Genomic DNA, 18,887 nt, shown 5'->3' on the forward strand with positions numbered 1-18,887 from the left:
CGGGCACGCCCTGGCAGGGTACGGTCAATGCCAACAGATGCGCCGACAGTCATTGTCGGGAATCTAGGGACTCGACGGCAGGTCGTGGTGCCACAGGTATCACCTGCTTGCATGGATAATCAGGTTCGAGGAGGAGAGAAACGGTGAGCGAGAACAAAGACCCGGGTTACGGGGAGACCGCGGCCGAGACGACGTCGGTCTTCCGCGCGGATTTCCTGAACGAGGTCGACGCGTCGCGCTCCGGAGAGCCGACCGGCGAACAGCCGGTCCAAGGGGTCGAGGGTCTGCCCGTTGGTGCGGCCCTCCTGGTCGTCAAGCGCGGTCCGAACGCGGGCTCGCGGTTCCTGCTGGATCAGCCGACGACGTCGGCGGGCCGCCACCCCGACAGTGACATCTTTCTCGACGACGTCACCGTCAGCCGTCGGCATGCCGAGTTCCGTCAGGACGACGATTCGTTCCAGGTTGTCGATGTCGGCAGCCTGAACGGCACCTATGTGAATCGGGAGCCGGTGGACTCCTCGGAACTCCAGAACGGTGACGAGGTACAGATCGGTAAGTTCCGTCTCGTGTTCCTTACCGGACCGCGGGCCCAGGTGAACGAGCCGTCGGCTGGTGCAGGGAGCCTATGAGCACGCGGCGCTGGGTCTTTTCTCGACATGAGGGGCTCGGGGTCATGAAGGAGCTCAGTGTCTCGAAAGGGCTCAGTGTCTTGAAGCAGCTCGGTGTCTTGACGGATTCGGTGCGGTGACCGGCGCGGCGCAGTGGGCACGCGGAGGCATGTCGATCGGCTCCGTGCTCGACCTGCTGCGTCCAGACTTTCCGGACATCACCATCTCGAAGATCCGCTTCCTGGAAGCGGAGGGCCTGATCCGGCCGGAGCGCACGCCCTCGGGCTACCGCAGATTCTCCGTCGCCGACTGTGAACGGCTCCGGTTCGTGCTGACCGCGCAACGCGATCAGTACCTGCCGCTGAAGGTGATCAAGGAACAACTCGAAGCGATCGACAGCGGTGCGGCGACGCTCGGCGTGCGGGAAGCCCGCGCCCGGGCGCACTCCGGCCGTGCCGGTGGCTCGGAGTCGGCGCCCTCGGTGTCCGACTCCGAGCACCACACCGAGTCTGGCGGGAACCGGAACGGTGCCGCGGCACCGAGGAGGCTCGGCGTGGTCCCCAGTGAGATTTCCCCGGACGATCTGCGGTTCGATCACGAAATCCGGCTCACCCGCGCTGATCTGCTGGCCCAGGCCGAGATCGACGAGGCGTTCCTCAACGACCTGATCCGGGCCAATCTGATCACCCCCGGTGCCGCCGGATTCTTCGACGGCGACGCGGTGACGCTGGCCAAAACCGCCAAGGCGATGGCCGAATTCGGTTTGGAGGCACGGCATCTGCGGGCCTTCAAGCTGGCCGCGGATCGGGAGGCCGCGCTGGTCGCGCAGATCGCCGCCCCCATCGCGAAGAGCCGCGACGCGGGTGCCCGCGCCAGAGCCGAAGAAACGGTGCGCGAACTCGCGGCGCTGTCGCTGACGTTGCACACCTGCCTGGTGAAGTCGTCGGTGCGGACGTCGCTGGGCGGCTGAACATCCCGCTGAACCGGTGACACAAAATCGCTGTCATGTTTCGGTCGTCCAACACGCCGATTTCGGCTTGCACACCGATCGCTGCACGCGCGTGGGTTCGCCTAGACTCGTGGTACGGCGAGCTGGGCGGTGGTCGTGCCGGGCGGCCGGCGAGTATTTGGGAGGCAGTGCGATGAGTGAGCGAAGCGAGCGAATCATGTCACAGCGTGCATCGCGCGTGCCGGGGCCGAGCGGGAGCGAGGTGCGGGCATGAGGGAGCGAAGCGAGCGAACCATGTCACAGCGTGCATCGCGCATGACGGAGCCGAGCGTCAGCGAGGCGCGGTCATGAGTGAAATGCGTGTGATCGGCATTCGTGTCGAGCAGCCACAGAATCAGCCCGTGCTGTTGCTCCGCGAGGTGTCGGGGGATCGGTACCTGCCGATTTGGATCGGGCAGGCCGAGGCCACCGCGATCGTGCTGGAGCAGGAAGGGGTCACGCCGATCCGGCCGCTGACTCACGATCTGATCAAGATCCTGATCACCGAGCTCGGGCACACCCTCAAGGAAGTGCGCATCGTCGATCTGCAAGAGGGGACCTTCTACGCGGATCTGGTGTTCGAGAACGACCTGCACGTCTCGGCCCGGCCGTCAGATTCGGTAGCGATCGCCTTGCGGGTCGGTTGCCCCATCTATGCCGAGGAACCGGTGCTCGAGGAAGCCGGGCTGGTCATGCCGGACGAGCGCGAGGACGAGGTGGAGAAGTTCAAGGAATTCCTGGAGTCGGTCTCGCCCGACGACTTCAAGGCCACCGACAGCTGAACCGGCCCCATCCGCCGCCGCGTGGGCGGTAAACGAGGCTGAACTAGAGGTCGAGAGTTTAACCGCGCGTCGCGTTTGGCTCGATGATGGTGCTCCCTGGACAATCAAGGGGAGTAATCTCGATAGTTGGGCCACGTCCGTTTTGGCCAGATCGTCAGCACAGCAGTGGTCGAAACGGAGCCGGGTCATCGATGAGGCTAGCCGTCGGCGAAGCAAGGGAGTGGTCAGTGGCAGAGCAACCGCAGGATGTCGTACAGCCAGGCCTGTTCCCGGATGACTCGGTTCCCGACGATCTAGTCGGCTATCGGGTTCCCAGTGCATGCCAGGTGGCCGGGATCACCTACCGGCAGCTCGACTACTGGGCGCGCACCGGATTGGTGGTGCCCTCCATCCGTAGCGCCGCGGGCTCGGGGAGCCAGCGGCTGTACTCGTTCAAGGACATCCTGGTCCTGAAGATTGTCAAGCGGCTGCTCGACGCGGGCATCTCGCTACAGAACATCCGGATCGCGGTCGACCATCTACGCAGCCGCGGGGTGCAGGACCTTGCGGGCATCACCCTGTTCTCCGACGGTACCTCGGTGTACGAGTGCACCTCGGCCGAGGAGGTAGTTGATTTACTGCAGGGCGGGCAGGGTGTCTTCGGTATTGCGATCAGCGGCGCCATGCATGAACTCACCGGCGCGATCGCCAATTTCCCCGCGGAGCGCGCGTCCGCGGTGACCGAGCGGCCGGAGGACGAGCTGTCCTACCGGCGCAAGGCTCGGATGAGCCGCAAGACTGGCTAAACGTAGCTAACAGACACAACACCCCACCTCCCCGGCAAAGCACAGGGTAGTGGGGTGTTGTGCTATGTGGCACCTGGTTTTTCGCGGGTAGGGAAGCGCCGCGCGAGCTTCGGCTCGGTCTACTCGGAACGTCCGAAAACATTGCATTAAGTAGATATGGGCATCTAACTATATTGCTCACTGAAACACCCGCGCACCTCGCGTGACGAGGGCGACACAGCCGGGAGGGGACCGGTGGCGCGTTCTGGCGTGTCATCGGCTTAAACTGGGAGCGCGCCAACGCCGTGCGGGAGAGTCCCGGGTTCGACAGAGTCCGGGCGCCGAAGGAGCAGCACCTCCCCGTCAATCTCTCAGGCATCAGGGACCGTGCGGGCTTGGGCGCCTCTGGAAAGCGGTGGCTTCGAGCTGCCCGCCCATGGGGAAAGGGGCTCGGCCACGGTCGCGGCATCCGAATCTCTCAGGCGCCACGACAGAGGGGGAGGGCTGGTACCCGTCGACCGCAGGTCGACCCGCCCGACCCATGGGAGCTGCCGTGACTCGCTCATTTGCCGACCGCCACATCGGACCCGACCGGGACGAACTCGCCCGGATCCTGGACGTCGTCGGCGTCGACTCGCTCCACGAGCTCGCCACGAAGGCTCTGCCCGCGAGCATCCTCGACGGCGGTGCCTACGGTGGTCTGTCCGGATTGCCGCCCGCGGCAACCGAACACGAGGTGCTGACCGAACTCGCCGGACTCGCCCACGCCAACACCGTGGCCACCTCGATGATCGGGCTCGGCTACTACGACACGTTGACCCCGCCGGTGCTGGTGCGCAACCTGCTGGAGAATCCGGCCTGGTACACGGCCTACACGCCGTATCAGCCGGAGATCAGCCAGGGCCGGCTCGAGGCGCTGCTCAACTTCCAGACCATGGTGTCGGAGCTGACCGGCATGGACGTGGCCAACGCGTCGATGCTCGACGAGGCCACCGCGGCCGCCGAGGCGATGACGCTGCTGCACCGGGCGAGCCGGTCGAAATCGGCTCGGCTGGTCATCGACACCGACCTGTTCCCGCAGACCAAAACGGTGCTGACCACCCGGGCCCAGCCGCTCGGGATCGAGCTCGTCCCGGCGGATCTGTCCGCAGGCGAGCTGCCCGAAGGTGAATTCTTCGGTGTGCTCGTGCAGACGCCGGGCGCGTCCGGCCGGGTAGTGGACTGGACGTCGATGATCACCGCCGCGCACGAGCGCGGCGCGTTGGTCGCGGTGGGCGCGGACCTGCTGGCGATGACGCTGATCGCCCCGCCGGGCGAGCAAGGCGCGGACGTGTGCTTCGGAACCACCCAGCGGTTCGGCGTGCCGCTCGGGTTCGGCGGCCCGCACGCCGGGTATCTGGCAGTGCGCACGGCGTATGCCAGGCAGCTGCCGGGCAGGCTGGTCGGCGTCTCGGTAGACGCCGACGGTGATGTGGCCTACCGGCTCGCCCTGCAGACTCGTGAGCAGCACATCCGCCGGGAGAAGGCCACCTCCAATATCTGTACGGCGCAGGTGCTGCTGGCCATCGTCGCCGCGATGTACGCGAGCTACCACGGTGCCGAGGGCCTGCGCGCCATTGCCCGTCGCGTGCACGGGCATGCGGCCGCCATCGCGGCCGGGCTCGATGGTGCGGTCGTGCACGACACCTTCTTCGACACCGTGCTCGCGCATGTGCCGGGTGGCGCGGAAGCCGTTGTCGCGAAGGCGAAGGCGCGCGGGATCAACCTGCGCCTGGTCGACGCCGACCATGTCGGCATCGCCTGCGACGAGGCGACTACCGAGGCGCATGTCGCCGCCGTGCTCGAATCCTTCGGCACCGCACTGTCTTCCGATAACGGTGAGCCGGCTCCGGTCGCCGCGATCGAAACCCGGACCTCCGAGTTCCTCGACCATCCGGCATTCACCAAGTACCACACCGAGACCGCGATGCTGCGTTACCTGCGCGCGCTGTCCGACAAGGACATCGCCTTGGACCGCAGCATGATTCCGCTCGGTTCGTGCACCATGAAGCTCAACGCGACCGCGGAGATGGAGGCCATCACCTGGCCCGGCTTCGCTCGGGTGCACCCGTACGCACCGGTCGAGGACGCCCCCGGCCTGCTGCAGGTAATCACCGATTTGGAGCACTGGCTCTGCGACATCACCGGCTACGACTCGGTGAGCTTGCAGCCGAACGCGGGCAGTCAGGGTGAGTACGCGGGGCTCCTGGCGATCCGGCGCTATCACCTGGATCGTGGTGACACACACCGTGATACCTGCCTGATCCCGTCCAGCGCGCACGGCACCAACGCGGCCTCGGCGGCGATGGTCGGGCTGCGCGTCGAGGTGGTCAAGTGCCGCGAGAACGGCGATATCGACCTGGACGATCTGCGCGCCAAGATCGCCGACCACGCCGACCGGCTGGCCTGCATCATGATCACCTACCCGTCCACGCACGGCGTCTTCGAGCACGAGGTCGCCGAGCTGTGCGCGCTCGTGCACGACGCGGGCGGCCAGGTGTACGTCGACGGCGCGAACCTGAATGCCCTTGTCGGGCTTGCCCGTCCGGGCCGGTTCGGCGGCGACGTCAGCCACCTGAACTTGCACAAGACCTTCTGCATCCCGCACGGCGGCGGCGGGCCGGGCGTCGGTCCGGTGGCGGTGCGGTCGCACCTGGCGCAGTACCTGCCCGGCGATCCGCTGGAGACCGACTCGCACGCGGTGTCGGCCGCCAAGTACGGCTCCGCTTCGATTCTGCCGATTACCTGGGCCTACATCCGGATGATGGGCGCGGACGGCCTGCGTAACGCCACACTGACCGCCATCGCCTCGGCCAACTACATCGCGCGCAGGCTCGACGAGTACTTCCCGGTGCTCTACACCGGCGAGCACAGCATGGTCGCGCACGAGTGCATTCTGGATCTGCGACCGATCACCAAGCAGACCGGTGTCACCGTCGATGATGTGGCGAAGCGGTTGGCGGACTACGGGTTCCACGCGCCGACCATGAGCTTCCCGGTAGCGGGCACGCTGATGGTGGAGCCCACCGAGAGCGAAAACCTGGCCGAGCTGGACGATTTCATCGAGGCGATGATCGCCATCCGCAAGGAGATCGACCAGGTCGCCGCCGGTGTCTGGCCGGTCGAGGACAACCCGCTGCGCGGCGCACCGCACACCGCGGCCAGCCTGGTCGGCGAGTGGGATCACCCCTACAGCCGCGAAACCGCTGTTTACCCACGAGGTCTCGGTCACGCGCGGGCCAAAGTGTGGCCGCCCGTCCGCCGCATCGACGGCGCGTACGGTGACCGCAACCTGGTCTGCTCGTGCCCGCCACTGGAGGCCTACGCCGACTGACGGCGGTAGCGACGATTCGCCACATACCCACTGACCTGCCGCAGGAAGTCAGTGGGTGTGCGGCTGTCAGGGTGTGGTCAGCGCCTGGACGACGGCGGAACCGAATTTGATGTCGTCGGAGGTGGCGACGCGGGTATAGGTGCCGCCGGTCTGCTGGGAGATGCTTTGCAGGGTTTGCGTGCCGGTGCCGCCGATCACGATGATGTCCACCCGGACCGGATGATCGCGGTCGATCGCGGCGGTCATATCGCTGGCGAGTTTCGCGCCGGTGACGGTGGAGTCGTCGTCGGGTCCGTCGGTGATCAGCAGGACCGAATTGGTGCGGCCCGGTTTATATCCGGCGATCGCGTTCTTGTAGGCGGCGATCAGGGACGGGTAGGCCTGGTCGGGCCGGAGGTCGTCGGCACGGATGGCGTTGAGCGCGGTGCTGACCTTGGTGCGCTGTTCGTTCGTGAGCTGGGCGGTGGCGGCCTGCACCTTGTAAGGCGTTGTGCCGTCCAGGTTTTTGCCGAACGTCCAGACGCCGAGTCCGAACTCCGGTGGCATCACGGTCATCGTCGAGTTGAGTGCGGCGACGACATTCGCGAGCCGGGTCATCGAACCGTCGGTGGTCGACATGGAGGCCGAGACATCCACGAGGACAGTGGATTGCACGCCGAGCACCGGGTTGGCGAGAGTGGCACGGACTTTGTCGAGTGCGGCCCGTGGTGGTGTGGGGGTGGTGGCGGCGGGCGGGGCGGTGAAGCCGGCTGCGATGAACGCCTGCGCTTGTTCGGGCGCGCGCAGGAAGTCCGCGAAGAGTCCGCCGATCAGGTTCTGCGTCTTGTCCACCCACGGTCCGGACATCAGCGCCGCCGGGTGCTCGGCGATCGGCGCGGCACCCGCCGGACGGAAGACGGTCAGTCCCGCTTGGGTTTTCACCTGCTGTTCGGTGGCGGCGACCGCGTGCACGGTGGCCGACTGTGGCGCTCCGGCGATGATGCCGAACGCCGCGGCGGTGTCCGGTGCGTCGGGCGCGTCGGCGGCGAGCCCGGAGATCGCCGAGATGGCCTGCCCGGATTGCGCGGCCTGCTCGCTGAGTGGTTCGGCACCCGATACGGCGGAGCCGACCGCGGCGGCCGCGGCCAGGGTGGCATCACCCGGCGGCAACGCCATTCGCAAGCCGCCCCAGCCGGACAGACCGACATCGTCGAGCGAACCTTGTTGCAGGCGTGGCAGATCGGCCCAGCCGACCTTGGCTTGTTCGAGTGCGCCGCGCAATTCGTCCGGCACCGCGAGCACGATCGGGCTGGCCGCAATCGGCGCTGGCGTGCCTTCGATGATCCCGGGCACCCGCATCGATTCGATCGAGCGGGTCGAATCGGGAATCCACAGCACCGGCTGCGGGCCGAGGGTCTGGTCCCACGGCTTGTTGTCGGTGAATGCCGCGACGATCGCGGCGGACGGTTGCGCGGTCACCACCACCTGGGCGCAGTGATCACGCACCCGGGGTTTGGTCGCGTTGTACCGATCGGCGGCGGCGCGGACCTGCGTGGCGATGTCCGGATCGGCGGTCACGTAGAGCGTCGCGGGGCCGGAGACGCACTCCGCCGCCGCGGCGCTGTCCTCGTCGGCCGCCCTGTCTCGTAGCTGAAACCACGCGACGACCCCCGCGACCAGCAGCACGATGGCCACCACTGCGATAACCGGACCTTTGCTGACGCCCCGGGATCTGGTTCCGCTGCGATGTGTGCCCACGGTGCACAGTGTATGTACAGCGGCGGCCAGGTGTACGTCCGCATCCGCTCCGGGCCGTGCGCGGGTGTGCCGCGAGTGGTCCGCCTGGCCGTGCCGCGCGGAAACGCCCGCCGTCGTGCCCGGGCCGGCACGACGGCGGTGGTCACGGGCGGATCAGCTGCCCACGGTCGAACTCGTGGCCGCCCCAGACCCCGGACTGGCCGGTCCGGGCGGCGAAGTCGCCACAGGCCGCGCGGATCGGGCAACCCGCGCAGACTTCGCGGGCGTATGCGAAGTCCTGCGACGGGTACGGGAACCAGGCCTCATGGTGCGGGTCGCCGCGGCAGGCGGCTCGGTGCCACTCTCGGGAGTCCGAGAGCGGGAGTAGCTCGGCCAGGGTCAGCTCCACGACGGCGGTGGTCTCGGTGCGAACGGTCATCGCGATCCTCTCCCTTCTCGGCTGGTCAGGTGGTGGCGAGCTGCTTCCGGCGCCCGGTCGGCGATCGACTCGGCGGCTCCGGCCGTCAGCAGCACGATGGCCCGGTCGGCGGTTGGTGCCGCGAGGTCGGCGGCATGACGGAAGGGCATGGGAATCACCATGTTTCGAGAGAGTCGAGCGGTATTGCGGGGTTTCGGCGGTCAGTTACCGGCCGGGAGGTGGCCGTCTTCGCGTGGACTGCACAGCTGCCGGTCGAACGCGGGTTTCTTGCTCGACAACCGTTGGGCCGCATCGATATTCGCCCGAGTCGACTGCATCGGAAGCATCGCCACCTCCTCCTCTCCGCATGCTCGTGGGATCACCGCTACTCGGTGATCATCGTTGAAACCCATGGTGACATAACGGACCTGCCGCTGTCGGGTCATTTATTTCGGCAGGACCGACGACGAAGGCCCCCTCGGGGAGAGGGGGCCTTCGGAGTTGGCTCGCTAGTCGAGGAAGGCGACGACGCGCGCGGGTGCCGCACTCGTGCCGATCAGCTTGAGCGGGAAGAACCCGACGGTGAAGCCGGTCAGCGGCAGGGCGGCGAGATTGTCGAGCTGTTGCACGATGAAGGCCTCCTTGTCGCGGATGGCGTAGTGGCCGTCCCAGATTTCCTTCCGGTCACCGGTCTGCCGGAAAGCCTGCACCATCACCGGGATCGGCCGGTCCCAGCCGATGGCGTCGGTGCCGAGGATCTTGGCGCCTTGATCGGCGAGGAACCGGGTACCCGCGCCGGACATTCCCGGATAGCTGAAATAGGCCGGATCGCTGATCGGGAACCGTTCCTGACCGGTGCGGATGAGGACGGCGTCGCCGGGCTCGATGTCGCGTCCGGTCGCCGCGATCGCCGACTTCAGCGCCTCCACCGGGATGGCCGCGCCCGGCCGGGCCCATTCGCGCACATCGAGCACCATGCCGGGGACGAACAGTTCGGACAGCTCGATATCGCTGATGGTCCGGGCCGGCCTGCCCTCGCTGGTGCTGCCCGAATGCCAGGGTGCGTCGACGTGAGTGCCGCAGTGGGTGCCGAAGTCGTTGAGCACCTCGCCTGCCATGCCCTCGCCATCCGGAAGATCGTCTTCGGTGCAGCCGAAGAGCTCGAGCATCATGTCGCGGCCGGTGTCGGTGTGCGAATACCACTGCACCGTCGGGCCGACGATCGCGGCCAAGGCGGGCATCGGCACGGCCTCGCGGAACGCGGGGTCCATGGGGTAGGTGAGGTCGATCAAGCGCGTCATTGCGGGCCTTCCTGTAGTGAAATACGTTTTCTCAGTTCGGTTTTCAGGACCTTGCCGTAGCCGTTGCGGGGTAGTTCGGCGACGAAGTGGTATTCGCGTGGGCGCTTGTATCGAGCGAGCCGGTCCAGGCAGTGCGCGTCGAGCTCGGCCGGTGTCACGGCGGTCGCCGGGACGATGAAAGCGACCGGGAGCTCGCCCCATTCGGCGTCGGCGCGGCCGACGACCGCGGCCTCGGCGACCGCCGGGTGGGTGAGCAGCGATTCCTCGATCTCGCGCGGATAGATGTTCGACCCGCCCGAGATGATCAGGTCCTTCGCGCGGTCGACCAGCGTGAGACGACCTCGCGAGTCGAACCAGCCGAGATCGCCGGTGTGCAATCGACCGTCGCGCAGCGTGGTGCGGGTCGCCTCGGGGTTGCGCCAGTAACCGGCCATGACGGTGTCGCCACGGACCACCACCTCACCGACCTCGCCGTGCGGCAGGAACTCGCCGGACGGACCGACAACGTCGACCTGGACGCCGGTGCGGGCGTGGCCGACGGTCATCAACCTGCCGTCGCTGGGCAGTTCGGCGTGTTCGTCCGGCGTGAGATGGGTGATGGTGCAGGGTGATTCGCCTTGACCGAAGGCTTGCCACAGTCGCTGCGCGCCGAAACGCGCGACCACTCGGCGTAGATCGTCGACGTAGGTCGGTGCGCCGCCGTAGAAGATGCGTCGCACCTGCGGAATGAGCTCGTCGGCGAAGAGTTCCGGATCGAGCAGGCGCCGCAGGATGGTCGGTACCGCGAAGAAGGTCACCGGGCCGAAGGCGGTGAGTGCTTCGGCCAGGGTGCGCGCGTTCACGGCACCGTCGCGCGGTAGCACGTTGGTGCGGCCGCGTGCGACGGACACGATCCCGAACAGGCCGCCCGCATGCGACATCGGGGTCAGATGCAGCAGCGAGGCGTCGGCGGCGTCGCCGAGGTCGGCCAGTGCGCTCAGGGTCGCCGCCATCAGGTTGCGATGGGTCAGCGTCGCGCCTTTGGATCTGCCCGTTGTCCCGCTGGTGTAGAAGAGCCAGGCGGGGTCTTCGGGACCGACGAGGGCGGGCGGTTGTGCGCTACCGGCTTCGCCTGCCGCACTGCGCAATTCCATTACGTCGAGGCAGGGCACTGTCTCCGGTGCGGTGAGATCGGCGGTGGTGACGCAGAGCTCGGCGCCACTGTCGGCGATGAGCTGCTCGAACTCGCGCCGATGCAGGCGCGGGTTCATCGGCACGGCCACCAGCCCGGACCACCATGCGGCGAACAACACGGGCAGGTAGTGCGGAGTGTTGTTCATTGCCAACGCGATTCGATCGCCCGGTCGCAAACCGCGTTCGCGCGCGAGATATCGCCCGATCGCGCTCGCCGTGCCCGCGAGTTCGGCGTAGGTATAGACGACCTCGTCGCCGTGGCCGATCGCGGGCCGGTCCGGCTCGCGGAGTGCGGACTGATACAACAGGATTGCGGTGTTCACGCCGCCCCCTGCGCCGTGTGGTGTGACTTCACATCGCCTCCAAGATGGTGATCGCGACGGCGGCTTCCTCGACACCGAGGAACCCGCCACCGTTTTCGGCGAGGCCGATGCGGGGCCGGGCGACCTGGCGCGCGCCCGCTTCGCCACGCAATTGGGTGACCAGTTCGTGGATTTGGCCGAGACCGGTGGCACCGATCGGATGCCCGTTGCATTCCAGGCCGCCGGACGTATTGACGGGTAGCCGCCCGCCGAGCGCGGTGTCGCCGCGCGCGGCGGCGTCGGCGTCGGCCAGGCCGAGAAAGCGAGTTTGCAGGATCTCCCCGACGGCGGTCGCGTCGTGCACCTCCGCCAGCGAGACGTCGTCGGGGCCGAGACCCGCCTGTTCGTAGGCGATTCGGGCCACCCTGCTGCTGATGTGGTCGGCGTCGTCGCCGACCACGTGGTCGGTGGCGGAGGCCAGCGCGGTGGCCCGGACCCGGACCACGCGTCCGCTGACGAACCGGGAACGCGGGCCGCACAACAGGATCGCGGCGGCCCCGTCGCCGATAGGCGCGCACATCGGTTTGGTGAGCGGCGCTGCGATGACCCGTGCCGCGCAGATCTCCTCGATGGTCATCGGCGTGCGGTAGGTCGCGTACGGGTTGAGCGCCGCGTGTCCGCGGTTCTTCGCGGTGACCGCGGCTAGTTGCTTCTGGTCCAAGCCGTAGCGCTCGGCCAACGCGGCGTAGATGCCCATGAATACCGTGCCGTCGCCAGGCCGGACACCGAGGCGGGCGAGATCCGCAGCGCGCCTGGCGACGTCGATGCCGCCGTCGAACAGGTTTGTCGCGGTCGGCCGGTCGGCCACGGACAGCTGCTCGGCACCGATCGCGAGTGCGACGTCCACTTGTCCGGAGCGGATGGCGGCCACGGCGAGATGCAGCGCGGATGCCCCACTGGCGCAGGCGTTCTCGACATTGACGATCGGCACGCCCGGCAAACGCGCGCCGCGCAACGCCACCTGTCCGCGAATGGTGTGCTGCCCCATCGTCGCGCCTTGTCCCGCGTTGGCGAAGAACACGGCCCCGATGTCACCGATCTGCGCACCGGCATCACGCAGACACGCATCGAGTGCGGCCCTGGCCAACTCGCCGACGGTGCGCTCGGGAAAGCGCCCGTAAGGCGTCCGCGCCGCGCCGATGATGCGTACCTCGGTCATCCGCGGACCTCGCTCGGTGTCGTCCCAGGCCGCCCGCTCACAGCGACACCTGGTTGCGCAGCGTGCCGATGCCGTCGATCTCGAGTTCGACGATGTCGCCCGGCTTCAGGTGCCTGCCCGCATCGAAGCCCGTGCCGGAGGCCACGGTGCCCGAGGCGATTACTTCCCCCGCATAGACGCCGCCGATCCGGCTGAACTGGGCGATCGCCTCCGCGAAGGTGTGCGTCATCGACGCGGTGCTGCCGAGCGAGAACTGCTCGCCGTTCACCCGGGCACGCATGGCGAGCGCATAGGGGTCGGGCACTTCGTCCGCGGTGACCAGACAGGGGCCGAGCGTTGTCGAAAAGTCTTTGCTCGCACCGGCTCCCACGCCGGTTTGCATGAGTTTCAACTGGAGATCCCGGGCGCTCCAGTCATTGCAGATCGTGTATCCGAAGACGTATCCGTCGGCGTCGTCGGGTGCGATGTCGCGTCCGTCGCGCCCGACCACCGCGGCGATTTCGAGTTCGTAGTCGAGCTCGGTGGCGTCCTCGGGTGGTGCGATCGTGTCGTCCGGTCCGCTGATGGCCAGCGGATCGACGTTGTAGTACAGGACGCGTTCGGCGAAGAGCGGGTGCAGGGTGAAGCGGCCGCTGGCGATGAGCTGGTCGAAGGCGGCGTCGGGGTCGTCGGCCGCGGCGGCTTGCCGGCGGGCCATTTCGCGCAGGGCGACGGCCAGGTGCTCGGTGAACAGGGCGCAGTCACGAACCCGTGGCGGCCGAGGCAGGGGAGCGCACCAGCGGACCGCCTTCGGATCGACCAGCGCGGTGGTCGGCCGGGCGGCGACCAACTCGGCCGCCCGGACCAGACCGGCGGGCCCGGACTCGATCAGCGCGAGCATCGAGCCGAATTCGGGGCGATCCGGGGCGGCGGCGGTCAAGTCGACGACGGTGGTGTCCTCGTCGAGCAGGGCTCCGACTCGTTGGCGACCTTGGGCAACGAACGTGATGAGGCGCATGTGACTCTCCGTTTATTGGTTGGACTGCAATCATAAGATTGGACGCTCAGCATAGGCAAGGATGATCAGCATAGGATTTCGGCATGAGAGAATGCGCGGCATGGCCGGTCGTCGTGAGGAGTCATCCGCAGAGAGCCGTCGTCGCCTGCTCGAGGCGGCGACCGAGTTGGTCGCCGAGGTCGGGCCGCGCGGCACCTCGGTGCAGGCGGTGGCGGAGCGGGCAGGCATCAGCCGCGGCTCGATCGCCTGGCATTTCGGGTCCAAGGACGGGCTGATCGTCGAGGTGGTCACGCACGCCTTCGCGACGGCGGAGCAGGAGTACCGCAAGCGCATTGCCGAGGCGGGGACGGTGACGCTCGGTGTCCTGATCGACGCGCACCTGGCCGTCGTCGACGCGCCGTGCGGGCGCACCTTCGCGACCGTGCTGCCCGAGGTCATGTTGGCGCCGGGGCCGATTCGCGACGCGTATGTCGCGGGCTACCAGAACAGCAGGCGGTTCTGGGTCGACGCGGTGCGGGAGGTCACCGCGGATGCACCCGGTATGCCCGATCCAGCAACGCTCGCGGATGTGTTGTTCGGCAGCGCGATCGGTGTCAATGTGATGCACCGGCTCGATGCGGGCGTGGATCCGGGCACCGGGCTCGGCTCACTGCAGCAGGTCTTCCAGCTCGCGCTGGACAAGTCCACGAAGGATGCGACCGCGTCGTAATGGGTTGCGTGTCAGGTTTGCTGGAGCTGCGCGGCGCCGAAGGACACGCGGAATCGCTCGCACCAGATCGAGACGCTGGTCAGTGCGGCCAGGTCGGTGTCGGCGGCGATGGGGTAGTTCTGGCTGCCCTTGTTGCCTTTGAGGCTGCCGAGGTCGGTGTGCTTGCCGTCGTCGAAGACGAACCAGCCATCCTTGCCTTCGATCACCGCGGCGTCGGTGAGCCAGACGTGCAGGTCGGGGCCGTCCGAGGTATCCAGGTCCTCCAGTCGGAGCACCCGGCTGCCGTCGGGCAGTTCGAGGATCAGCGCGGTGCCCGAGGTCGCGTGCTCATGCGAGATGAGGCTGCCGCGGGCGATGGTGCGCGGCTGCGGTGCGGGGCTACCGGGTGCCGCCGGGGCGGAGACCGACGGCGCGGCCTCGTTGACCGTGGTGTTCGTGAACAGCCGCCACGGCTGGAACAGCGCCAACCCCACCCCCAGCCCGATTACCAGTAGGACGGCCAGCGTCCAGGTGAAGGGGTGACGCGCGATTTTGCGTGCGGACACCATGGCTTCTCCTCCCGGACCATCGCGCGACGACCGTTACGTCCATTATGCGCAGCCCCAGAACAGCCAGGACCCTGAAAGGGATCTGCCGAGGTCCTGGCGTGCGTCCTACAGGTTGCCGACGATGTGTTCGAGGCGTTCGGCCACCAGCTCGCGCGCCTTTTCGCGCAGGGCGGGACGGTAGCCGCTGGGGTACACCGGATCTCCCGGCGTGTAGTCCTTCAGGACCTCTTTGGCGAGGGTGATCTTGTGGACCTCGGTGGGGCCGTCGGCGATCGCCATCACCTCGGCGTAGTTCATCATGTCCACGAAGGGCAGATCGGTGCTGACGCCGATCGCGCCGTGCAGATGCAGTGCGCGCTGGGCGATGTCGTGCATCACCTTCGGCATGGCCACCTTGATGGCGGCGATGTCCTTGCGCACCTTCAGGTAGTCCTGTTCCTTGTCGATGCGCCACGCGGTGCGCAGCACCAGCAGGCGGAACTGCTCCATCTCGATCCAGCTGTCCGCGATGCGTTCCTGGGTCATCTGCAGGCCGGCCAGCGGGCCCTTGCGCATCGGCCGGGAGACGGCACGCTCGGCCATCATGTCGAAGGCCTTGCGCACCAACGCGACCGTGCGCATGGCGTGGTGCACGCGGCCGCCGCCGAGGCGGGTCTGCGCCACGATGAAGCCCTGGCCCTCGGCGCCGAGCAGGTGGTCGGCGGGGACGCGGACATCGGTGAACCGCAGGTGGCCTTCGTGTTCGCTGAACCCGTGCACGTGGAAGTTCTTGACGATCTCGAGGCCGGGGGTCTCGGCGGGCACGATGAACATCGACATGCCCTGGTACGGGCTGACATCCGGGTCGGTGACCACCATGACGATGTGGAAGCTGGCGAACTGCGCGTTGGAGTTGAACCACTTCTCGCCATTGATCACCCAGTGGTCGCCGTCGCGTACCGCGCGCGCCTTGAACAGCGTCGGGTCCGAACCGCCGGTGGGCTCGGTCATCACATAACAGGAGCCGATCTCACCGGCCAGCAGCGGCTCCAGATACTTCGCCTTCTGCTCGGCGGTGCCGTAGTGCGCCAGGATCTCGGCGTTGCCGGAATCCGGTGCCTGGCAGCCGAATACCGACGGCGCCCAGACCGAGGTGCCGAGCACCTCGTTGAGCAGCGCCAGCTTCATCTGCCCGTAGCCCTGGCCGCCGAGCTCGGGACCGAGGTGGCATGCCCACAGCCCCTGTTCTTTGACCTGCTCCTTGAGCGGGCGCATGAGCGCCATCGCCTCTTTGTTGGTGCGGTCGTACGGGTTCGGGTACAGCAGGTCCAGCGGCTCCACCTCGGTGCGGACGAATTCCGCCGCCCAGTCCAGCTTCTTCTGGTAGTCCGGGTCGGTCTCGAAATCCCAAGCCATGATCAGCCTTTCGTGTGGTTGTCGGTGGTGGTCACCACGCCGTCGAGGAACGTGGTCGCGAGTATGTCGGCGATCTCGGCGGGGGAGCGCCCGCCGTGCGGTCGGTACCAGAAGGTCACCATGTTCAGCATGCCGAGCACGCTGTTGGTGACCACGTGGTCGTCGGTGCGCAGCAGCCCGGCGGCGTGGCCCGCGTCGATCACCCGCTGCCAACAGTGCTGCACCCGATCGCGCAGCTCCTGCAACTCCGCGCCGCGTTCACCGCTCAGCGCGGTGACATCGCGCAGCTGGATCGCGACCTCGCGGCGGTGGTCGATGATCAGGCCGACGTGGCTGTGGATCAGCTTGCGCAGCTTGGTGATCGGGTCGTCGGTGCTTGCCGCGATGCGTTCGGCATCGATCAGCATCAACTGAATGTAATCGTGCAGGATCTGCCACAGCAGTTCCTCTTTGGAGCGGATGTGGTAGTACAGCGCGCCACGCTGCACGTCGGCGCGGTCACCGATCTCGGCCACACCGGTGCCGTGGAATCCCTTCTCCGCGAACAGTTCCACCGCGGCACGCACGATCCGCTCCCGCGTATCGCCTGCCGTGGATTCGGCGGCGGGTGGGCGGCCGCGCCTGCGCGCGGGCGCGATGTCGGGCTTGACCCGCACCCCATCGCCCATCGCACCGCCGCGCGCTGTCATCGGGCCGGGTCCAGCACAACCTTGCTCACGCCGTCCGCGCGTTCGGCGAAGAGCCGGTAGGCGTTGGCGCCGTCGGACATCGGGAGCGGATGGGTGACAACGGCTTCCGGGCGGAGCCGACCGGCCGCGGTCAGCTTCAGCAAGGTAGGCAGCTCGTATTGGATCGAGCACAGCCCGATATGGAATTCGAGCTCCTTGACCTGTGCCAGCGGCATGTGGAACGGATACGCCCGGTTCTGGCTGACACCGATGACACTGACCCGGCCGCGGTGCCCGACCGCGCTGATGGCCAACTTGATGGTGGCGTCGGCGCCGACCGCCTCGATCGCGACATCGGCGCCGCCGCCGAGCATTTCGCGGATCGCGAGTTTCGGGTCGTCCGCTTCGACCGGCTCGGCGCCGAGTTCGGCGGCCTGCTTGCGCCGTTCGGGGATCAGGTCGACGCCGAGCACGCGCGCCGCCCCCATCGCGAACGCCGACTGGATCGCCATCAGCCCGACCGGTCCGAGTCCGATCACCACCACGGTCTCACCGGGGGCGATGCGCGCGCGGCGGGCGCCGTACCAGGCGGTCGGCGCGTTGTCGGTGAGCACGACCGCGGCTTCGTCGCTGACGCCATCGGGCAGCCGCACCAGGTTTCCCTTGGCGTGCGGTACGGCCAGCAGTTGCGCCTGGCCGCCGGGCAGCGAGCCGCCGAGCCCGTAGCAGGCGTCGATGGCCAGCGGCGTGCGCTCGCAGGCCGCGACAATGCCAACCCGGCACTTGGCGCAGCGGTCGCAACCCGCCGACGCGGCGACCAGCACTCGGTCGCCGACTGCGAGGCCACGCACCTCGGAACCGAGCTCGACGATCGTACCGACGGCCTCGTGCCCAACGCTGTAGCCGACGTTGTCGGTGAAGCCGTGCCCACTGTAGATGTGCAGGTCGCTGCCGCAGATGCCGGTCGCGGTGACCTGGATGATGGCGCTGTCCGGCGCGGTCAGCGTCGGATCGGGCAGCTCGGAGTACGAGATCTGTCGCGGGCCTTGGTAAGTCAGTGCTTTCATCGCCAACCGCCGTCCAGTGCGAGGGTGGCGCCGGTACAGAAGGCAGCGGCGTCCGTAGCGAAGAATATTGCGGCGCCGACGATCTCGTTCGGTTCACCGACCCGGCCCTGGGCGTTGTGCGTGCTGATCTGTGCGCGCATCTCGTCGGTCCAGGCCTTGGCGATGTCGGTGGCGAATGCTCCGCACTGAATTGTGTTGACCCGTACCGTGGGACCGAAGCTCTGCGCGAGACCCGCGGTGAGCGAGTTCAATCCAGCCTTGGCAGCGGCGTACGGCACCGCGAACGGCGCGGGCCGGACCGCCTCGATCGAGGAGATGTTGATGATCGAGCCGCCACCGTCGGCCGCCATGCGGGTGCCGATGAGCGAGGAAAGCCGGAACGGTCCTTTGAGATTCACGCCGATCACCTTGTCGAACAGCTCTTCCGATACTTGATCCAGGCTCGGGTAGAGCGGTGAGAGGCCCGCGTTGTTCACCAGCACATCGACCCGGCCGAATTCGGCGTACACGGTCTCCACGAGTGCGTCGCACTGTGCCCAGTCGCTGACGTTGCAGGCCACCGGCAGGGCGCGGCGGCCGTGCGTGGTCTCGACCTCCTCGGCGAGCGCCACGCAGCTGTCGAGTTTGCGGCTGGCGATGACGACGTTCGCGCCGGCCGCGGCGAATGCGAGCACCATTTCCTTGCCGAGTCCCCGGCTGCCGCCGGTGACCACGACGACCTTGTCCGTGAGCGACACACACTCTCCCATTGATCAGAAAATGTTCCGATCAGTACATTAATTCGCCGCGGCGATACAATCAAGGGGTTGCTCGGCCGACCGCCGACACCGCGCGACGCGCCGACTGATCGATCCCCTCA

General features: G+C 67.5%; 19 protein-coding genes and 1 riboswitch. Of the genes, 6 read left to right on the forward strand and 13 right to left on the reverse strand.

From position 1 onward, the window contains the following. Positions 1-143 precede the first annotated feature (143 nt). The 5 genes from odhI to gcvP all read left to right on the forward strand — a co-directional run bounded on the left by odhI (position 144) and on the right by gcvP (position 6,515). A complete protein-coding gene (odhI, locus tag KV110_RS19850) occupies positions 144-629 on the forward strand; it encodes an oxoglutarate dehydrogenase inhibitor Odhl (RefSeq protein WP_040734653.1) in 486 nt (161 codons plus the stop codon). A gap of 148 nt (positions 630-777) precedes the next feature. Beyond that, complete coding sequence (gene ftsR, locus KV110_RS19855) at positions 778-1,578, forward strand: transcriptional regulator FtsR (protein WP_218477862.1); 801 nt, start codon at positions 778-780, stop codon at positions 1,576-1,578. 326 nt (positions 1,579-1,904) lie between these two features. Further along, positions 1,905-2,378 (forward strand): bifunctional nuclease family protein, encoded by a 474-nt coding sequence (locus KV110_RS19860; protein ID WP_218477863.1) that lies wholly within the window; start codon positions 1,905-1,907, stop codon positions 2,376-2,378. A gap of 191 nt (positions 2,379-2,569) precedes the next feature. Beyond that, complete coding sequence (locus tag KV110_RS19865; protein WP_218477864.1) at positions 2,570-3,163, forward strand: MerR family transcriptional regulator; 594 nt, start codon at positions 2,570-2,572, stop codon at positions 3,161-3,163. Positions 3,164-3,440: 277 nt separating this feature from the next. After that, a riboswitch (glycine riboswitch) is annotated at positions 3,441-3,540 on the forward strand. Positions 3,541-3,683: 143 nt separating this feature from the next. After that, on the forward strand, positions 3,684-6,515 hold the full coding sequence (gene gcvP / locus KV110_RS19870; RefSeq protein WP_218477865.1) for an aminomethyl-transferring glycine dehydrogenase: 2,832 nt from the start codon (positions 3,684-3,686) through the stop codon (positions 6,513-6,515). A gap of 66 nt (positions 6,516-6,581) precedes the next feature. On the opposite strand, the gene KV110_RS19875 is transcribed toward gcvP, so the two are convergent. The 8 genes from KV110_RS19875 to KV110_RS19905 form a co-directional block, all read right to left on the reverse strand. After that, positions 6,582-8,252: a VWA domain-containing protein gene (locus KV110_RS19875; protein ID WP_218477866.1), complete on the reverse strand. Its 1,671-nt coding sequence runs from the start codon at positions 8,250-8,252 to the stop codon at positions 6,582-6,584. Between the two features lie 142 nt (positions 8,253-8,394). Further along, positions 8,395-8,670, reverse strand: a complete 276-nt coding sequence (locus tag KV110_RS19880) for a WhiB family transcriptional regulator (RefSeq protein WP_218477867.1) — start codon at positions 8,668-8,670, stop codon at positions 8,395-8,397. Then, positions 8,667-8,819, reverse strand: a complete 153-nt coding sequence (locus tag KV110_RS19885) for a hypothetical protein (RefSeq protein WP_218477868.1) — start codon at positions 8,817-8,819, stop codon at positions 8,667-8,669. The genes KV110_RS19880 and KV110_RS19885 overlap by 4 nt, the downstream gene beginning before the upstream one ends. A 51-nt stretch (positions 8,820-8,870) precedes the next feature. Beyond that, positions 8,871-8,996 carry a hypothetical protein gene (locus tag KV110_RS41825; protein ID WP_281427785.1) on the reverse strand — a complete coding sequence of 42 codons (126 nt, stop codon included), beginning with the start codon at positions 8,994-8,996 and terminating at the stop codon, positions 8,871-8,873. 162 nt (positions 8,997-9,158) lie between these two features. Then, positions 9,159-9,950, reverse strand: coding sequence for a cyclase family protein (locus KV110_RS19890; protein WP_218477869.1), 792 nt, complete (start codon positions 9,948-9,950; stop codon positions 9,159-9,161). Beyond that, positions 9,947-11,446, reverse strand: coding sequence for an AMP-binding protein (locus KV110_RS19895; protein ID WP_218477871.1), 1,500 nt, complete (start codon positions 11,444-11,446; stop codon positions 9,947-9,949). Before KV110_RS19895 ends, KV110_RS19890 begins: the two co-directional genes overlap by 4 nt. Before the next feature lie 28 nt (positions 11,447-11,474). After that, positions 11,475-12,644, reverse strand: coding sequence for a thiolase family protein (locus KV110_RS19900; protein ID WP_218477873.1), 1,170 nt, complete (start codon positions 12,642-12,644; stop codon positions 11,475-11,477). 37 nt (positions 12,645-12,681) lie between these two features. Further along, on the reverse strand, positions 12,682-13,641 hold the full coding sequence (locus tag KV110_RS19905; protein ID WP_218477874.1) for a fumarylacetoacetate hydrolase family protein: 960 nt from the start codon (positions 13,639-13,641) through the stop codon (positions 12,682-12,684). A gap of 100 nt (positions 13,642-13,741) precedes the next feature. Between KV110_RS19905 and KV110_RS19910 the strand changes: the two genes are divergently transcribed. Further along, the gene (locus tag KV110_RS19910) at positions 13,742-14,350 is read left to right on the forward strand and encodes a TetR/AcrR family transcriptional regulator (protein ID WP_218477875.1); all 609 of its coding nucleotides are present in this window, start codon (positions 13,742-13,744) and stop codon (positions 14,348-14,350) included. Positions 14,351-14,361: 11 nt separating this feature from the next. On the opposite strand, the gene KV110_RS19915 is transcribed toward KV110_RS19910, so the two are convergent. The 5 genes from KV110_RS19915 to KV110_RS19935 form a co-directional block, all read right to left on the reverse strand. Then, the gene (locus KV110_RS19915) at positions 14,362-14,898 is read right to left on the reverse strand and encodes a DM13 domain-containing protein (RefSeq protein WP_218477876.1); all 537 of its coding nucleotides are present in this window, start codon (positions 14,896-14,898) and stop codon (positions 14,362-14,364) included. 105 nt (positions 14,899-15,003) lie between these two features. Continuing rightward, a complete protein-coding gene (locus KV110_RS19920; protein WP_218477877.1) occupies positions 15,004-16,293 on the reverse strand; it encodes an acyl-CoA dehydrogenase family protein in 1,290 nt (429 codons plus the stop codon). A 2-nt stretch (positions 16,294-16,295) separates the two neighbouring features. Further along, positions 16,296-16,961, reverse strand: a complete 666-nt coding sequence (locus KV110_RS19925) for a TetR/AcrR family transcriptional regulator (RefSeq protein WP_218478668.1) — start codon at positions 16,959-16,961, stop codon at positions 16,296-16,298. Between the two features lie 17 nt (positions 16,962-16,978). After that, complete coding sequence (locus KV110_RS19930; protein ID WP_218477878.1) at positions 16,979-18,028, reverse strand: zinc-binding dehydrogenase; 1,050 nt, start codon at positions 18,026-18,028, stop codon at positions 16,979-16,981. After that, entirely contained in the window at positions 18,025-18,765 is a 741-nt protein-coding gene (locus KV110_RS19935) for an SDR family NAD(P)-dependent oxidoreductase (protein WP_423710104.1), read from the reverse strand. The genes KV110_RS19930 and KV110_RS19935 overlap by 4 nt, the downstream gene beginning before the upstream one ends. Positions 18,766-18,887 lie beyond the last annotated feature (122 nt).

Origin of the sequence: Nocardia iowensis, assembly GCF_019222765.1 — a bacterium.
In the GTDB taxonomy this organism is placed as follows: Bacteria; Actinomycetota; Actinomycetes; order Mycobacteriales; family Mycobacteriaceae; genus Nocardia; species Nocardia iowensis.